This is a genomic window from Moorena sp. SIO2C4, assembly GCF_010672485.1.
Taxonomy (GTDB): domain Bacteria; phylum Cyanobacteriota; class Cyanobacteriia; order Cyanobacteriales; family Coleofasciculaceae; genus Moorena; species Moorena producens.
Genome location: NZ_JAAHGN010000847.1, coordinates 1 through 3,406 on the forward strand (window position 1 = coordinate 1; position 3,406 = coordinate 3,406).

A 3,406-nucleotide genomic window follows, 5' to 3' on the forward strand; every position below is an offset into this window, starting at 1 on the left:
AGATTGGTTAGCACCAGCACATCTTTTTTGACCACCGATCCACATAGACGCCAGCCAAGGAACCAAATAGAACTGCTGGGATGGTAAAGGCAATCATGATAGCTGATACCCAGCCACTGATAGTTTGATCAGCGTCTTGAAAGCGACTGGTTATCAAGGCAATCATTAACACCAGATAAACTTTGTCTGCTAGCTGAGAGAAGACTTGACCACTCCATAGGGCTAAGAAGTTGGAATTTTTTAGAACTGGTAGAAATCCTTTATCCGGTGATGAATCCAGTTCCTGATCCCTTAGCTCATCACTTCTCGATGAGGGTTTTGCCACCAAATCAGACTTGGTGAAATCAGACGTGGGGTCTGGGGAGTGTTTTTGTTTTTTTCCAGGCTCCGATGATCGCATTCTGGCTTTTATGGGTTAGGCTTTTTTATTACCAGTAACAACTTTTTTAGATAGTCATACTGTTACTATGAATGGATGATTTACTCGGCAATTGGTAATTAGTAAATGGTAATTATTAATTGATAATTTAATACCTTAATCTTGCTGCTTTTAAACACCAAAATTATATTGTCATTACCCATTAACTATTATTTATTACCCATTATTTATTACCTATTAACAGACCCGGATTATGAGTATTAGTTAACAGACGACAACGCATCCACTAAAGCCGCTGAGCGAATTGAGCGACCAAAGTGATACTGAGCGTAGTCTCGTAAAATTCGCTCCAGCTTCACCCAGAGTGAATCTATAGACTCAGCCGCCTTCCACCCTCCCAATTGCTCTTTTAATAGTGTAGTCAGCTGAGGTAATTCAGCAGCTGCCAGTTGTTGAAGCAGGGTTAACTCCAGAGCATTCAGCTTATGATTTACTCGTGGAGGAGGGGGTAGGATGACATCAGTATCAGTGTTGCCAGTGGTTTGAGTCAACCTCTCTACTTTATTCGGAATAGTTCGATTCGGAATAGTTCGATTCGGAATAGTTCGATTGGGTAAATCCTTCATATTGGACTCATGACTGACTAAACTAATAGTGCCACCTGCTTCTACACTAAAACCAACCCGCCAATTCGGGTCAGTCAAATCTGGACTTAAAGTGTGTTGTGTGATACAACAAAGTTGCACTTGAGGTGCTATTCCGGCCAGGGCAAGCAGGTGAAAGACACCATGGGACAAATGGGCTAACACTAAGGACAACCCTGAGGGATTAGCTGTAATTTTAGGTAACTGCTCCAGACGCCGTAGATGTTCATTAAGTAGTTCGTAGAGTTCTTCCTGAGGCTGCTCACTCAAAGCATGACAGAGAACTAATTCTGCCAGATACTGGCTAGCTGCCAGTTTACTGAGCTCCTGACTCAATCCTGGGTAGGATTCTGTAGTTTCTGCTTGGATAATTTTATCTAGCGATCGCCCTTTTGCCAGCAGTAGTTGATTGACCACAAACAAGCCACTCCTACCACCTAATTTCGATTTCTGCTTCCTTGCCCCTGGTGCCACTACCCGAATCAGACCCAACTCCCTAGTTAAAATTGTCACCAACCTGTCCGCTTCCCCCAGCGGTATACTTTTCAGATTAATTCCAGTGGCTTTGTAGGTTTGACTCATTCGTCATTATTACTTGCTAATTTTTAATTTTTAATTTTTAATTTTTAATTTTTAATTTTTAATTTTTAATTTTTAATTTTTAATTTTTAATTTTTAATTTTTAATTTTTAATTTTTAATTTTTAATTTTTAATTTTTAATTTTTAATTTCCAAGTTATCCCGTTGTCGCAGCAAGTCAGGACCACGAGACGTGCCTAGCCTAGTTGCTCCAGCAACGACTAAATCCAAAGCTTGCTCGATGGTTCGGATACCTCCTGATGCCTTGATTCCAACTTGCCCCTTGGTGACTTTTTTCAAAAATCGGACATCATCAATTGTGGCACCACCATTCCAGCCAGTGCTGGTTTTGATAAATTGCGCCCCAGCATCCATACAGATTTCCGCAGCAAGACGTTTTTCCGTATCACTCAGCACAGTAGTTTCCAAGATGACTTTGACGGTTTTACCCGTTTCTTCACAGATTTGGGCAATTTCTTGGTAAAGTTCCTCGGTTTTACCGGCTTTCAAACCACCGAGGTGAATCATTACATCCAGCTCTGTCGCTCCATTTTCCACTGCCTCTTGGGCTTCATAAAGCTTAGCAGTGGGTGTTGTGGCACCAATCGGAAAACCAATCACGGTACAAACCTTTGGTACTCTACTGTGGAGGAGTTCAGCCGCTTGTTTGACGTAAACTGGCGGGACACACACTGTAGCAAACTTATATTGGTCTGCCTCTTGACACCATTTTTCCACCTGCTCTGGTGTAGCCGTGGGAATAAGCAGGGCATGGTCGATTATGGGAGCAATATCAATGTCTGGATAGTCTATATCCATCGCTATATAAGATACTTAAGTAAAAATCAACCAACTTCTCAGTATAACAGTTAACAGTCAACCGTTAACCGTGTCAGGCTAACAAGGCTGCTGTCACCCAGTCAGGTCAAAAACTTATCCGTTGCTTCGATCAAAGCACTGCGAATACCTGGTTCTGCCATGGAATGACCGGCATCAGGTACCACAATCAACTCAGCTTCTGGCCAAGCCTGATGTAATTCCCAAGCTGATACCATCGGACACACCACATCATAGCGTCCCTGGACAATCACCCCAGGGATAGATTTAATCCGGTCTACATTCCTGAGTAACTGGTCTTCTGGTTCAAAAAAGCCTTTATTGACAAAGTAATGACACTCAATTCTGGCAAATGCATCAGCAAATTCACCCTCACCAAACTTTTGGATCAGGCTTGGGTCTTGAAAGAGTTTACTCGTACTTGCTTCCCAAATTGACCAAGCCCGAGCTGCTGAATTGCGGGTTTAAGGATCCGGACTGGTCAACCGTTGATAGTAAGCAGAAATTAGATCATGGCGTTCTGCTTGTGGAATCGGCTTGATATAGTCTTCCCAAGCATCAGGGAAAATATAGCTTGCTCCCTCCTGATAGAACCAAAGAATTTCTTTTTGCCTAAGCATAAAAATTCCCCGCAATATCAGTCCTAGACAGCGTTCAGGATGGGTTTGACTATAGGCTAAAGAAAGAGTGCTACCCCAACTACCGCCAAAAACTACCCACTGGTCAATACCCAGTTTTACTCGCAGTTTTTCGATATCACTAAGTGATGTACCACACACGCTCCGCTACGCTTTCAGTGTGGGCTTCTGATGCTCATAAAGAGCGGTCAGAGCTTCCTTTGAGGTACTATTAGTAGTAGATTCAACAACTACAGGCTTCCCTCTACGGCGTTTTATAGTCGGGAACACATCCAGCCCGACTCGCTTTATGTTGATTGATGCGTTGACATCTCTATCGACAATCAGCT

General features: G+C 42.7%; 2 protein-coding genes and 3 pseudogenes. All 5 read right to left on the bottom strand.

What is annotated here, in order from left to right; genetic code table 11:
• Positions 1 to 400 (bottom strand): annotated as a pseudogene (locus F6K20_RS30160) (MFS transporter); the annotation flags it as partial.
• 239 nt (positions 401 to 639) lie between these two features.
• Positions 640 to 1,605: a DNA repair protein RecO gene (gene recO, locus F6K20_RS30165; RefSeq protein ID WP_287265227.1), complete on the bottom strand. Its 966-nt coding sequence runs from the start codon at positions 1,603 to 1,605 to the stop codon at positions 640 to 642.
• Positions 1,606 to 1,740: 135 nt separating this feature from the next.
• Positions 1,741 to 2,421, bottom strand: coding sequence for a deoxyribose-phosphate aldolase (gene deoC / locus F6K20_RS30170; protein ID WP_008180207.1), 681 nt, complete (start codon positions 2,419 to 2,421; stop codon positions 1,741 to 1,743).
• Between the two features lie 101 nt (positions 2,422 to 2,522).
• Positions 2,523 to 3,203, bottom strand: a pseudogene (gene pip / locus F6K20_RS30175) (prolyl aminopeptidase); the annotation flags it as partial.
• A 21-nt stretch (positions 3,204 to 3,224) separates the two neighbouring features.
• Positions 3,225 to 3,406, bottom strand: a pseudogene (locus F6K20_RS30180) (RNA-guided endonuclease TnpB family protein); the annotation flags it as partial.